Annotated in this window: 1 pseudogene; it reads left to right on the top strand. The window is 45.5% G+C overall.

Going from position 1 to position 393, the window contains the following annotated elements:
• Nucleotides 1-2: 2 nt before the first annotated feature.
• Nucleotides 3-393 (top strand): annotated as a pseudogene (locus KH400_RS21885) (excinuclease ABC subunit UvrA); the annotation flags it as partial.

The following is a 393-nucleotide window of genomic DNA, read 5'->3' as shown; positions in this document are numbered from 1 at the left end:
ATATTGTAGTAAAAGGAGCGCGCTCCCATAATTTAAAGAACATCGACGTAACCATTCCACGTGACAAGCTCGTTGTGTTAACAGGCTTGTCGGGTTCTGGGAAATCGTCGCTTGCGTTTGATACGATTTATGCGGAAGGACAGAGGCGTTATGTCGAGTCACTCTCTGCATATGCTCGCCAGTTTCTAGGACAAATGGATAAACCAGATGTCGATGCCATTGAAGGCTTATCACCTGCCATTTCTATCGACCAAAAAACGACAAGCCGAAACCCTCGTTCTACGGTCGGTACCGTAACGGAAATTTTTGATTACTTGCGTTTGTTGTATGCTCGAATTGGGAAACCGGTTTGTCCGAAGCATGGAATCGAAATTGAGTCCCAAACGATTCAGC

Source organism: Desertibacillus haloalkaliphilus (genome assembly GCF_019039105.1).
Classification (GTDB): Bacteria; Bacillota; Bacilli; order Bacillales; family KJ1-10-99; genus Desertibacillus; species Desertibacillus haloalkaliphilus.
This window is presented reverse-complemented; position numbering and strand designations above follow the sequence as displayed.